This window comes from Pantoea sp. CS_6, from assembly GCF_041954745.1.
Taxonomy (GTDB): Bacteria; Pseudomonadota; Gammaproteobacteria; order Enterobacterales; family Enterobacteriaceae; genus Pantoea; species Pantoea stewartii.
Map to the genome: position 1 here is coordinate 1 of NZ_JAVAYG010000030.1, position 884 is coordinate 884.

General features: G+C 57.4%; 2 protein-coding genes. Both read right to left on the bottom strand.

Features of this window, described 5'->3' with window-relative positions:
* A partial coding sequence (locus RAC90_RS20875) for an efflux RND transporter permease subunit (RefSeq protein WP_375124752.1) occupies window positions 1-163 on the bottom strand: 163 nt, incomplete at its 3' end.
* Window position 164: 1 nt separating this feature from the next.
* Window positions 165-884 (bottom strand): efflux RND transporter periplasmic adaptor subunit (locus RAC90_RS20880; RefSeq protein ID WP_375124751.1); only part of this gene is annotated, 720 nt, incomplete at its 5' end.

Sequence of the window (884 nt, forward strand, 5' to 3'; positions counted from 1 at the left end):
CCGATGCGCCCGTGTAGGTGGCCTGAATACTGATTTGCGGAGGGGCGACATCGGGATACTGCGCCACCGGCAGACTGACAATACTCAGGATACCGAACAGCATGATGCAAAGGGCGATCACCCAGGCAAAAACGGGCCGCCGAATAAAGAACTGCGCCAACATATCAGTGGCCCTCGCTGTTGGCGGCGGTATCGCCCGGCGTCACGTCCACCGCCTTGACGACACTGCCAGGCTGGACTTTCGCGGTGCCTTCAATGATCAGCCTGTCACCCCGGTTAAGTCCCGAGCTAATCAGCCAGTTGTTGCCAATCACGCGATCGGTTACCACATCGCGGCTTTCGACTTTGTTCGCTTTGTCGACCACCAGCGCTGTCGCATTGCCTTTGGCATCACGGGTGATGCCTTGCTGAGGTGCCAGAATGGCATCGCTTTTCACGCCGTTGACAACGCTGGCGCGCACATACATGCCAGGCAACAGTTCATGTTGGGGATTGGGGAAGATCGCGCGCAGTGTGACCGTGCCGGTGGCTTCATCTACCGAGACTTCCGTCAGCTCCAGCTTGCCAGGATGATCATAGGTCGTGCCATCTTCCAGTTTCACCGTCACGGGTACGCCATCTTTGTTCTGCTGCAGTGACGCCTGCTGGCGTCTCAGTTTGAGCAACTGAACGCTGGATTGGGTGAGATCGACATAGATGGGATCAAGTGCACGAATCGTCGCCAGTGCTGTGGTCTGGCTGGCGGTCACCAGTGCGCCGGGCGTCACCGACGAAATACCGATACGACCGCTAATCGGCGCTTTGATTTGGGTATAGTTAAGGTTGATACGCGCACTTTCCACGGCAGCACGGTACTGATCGACGGAGGCGACGTTCTGTTGATA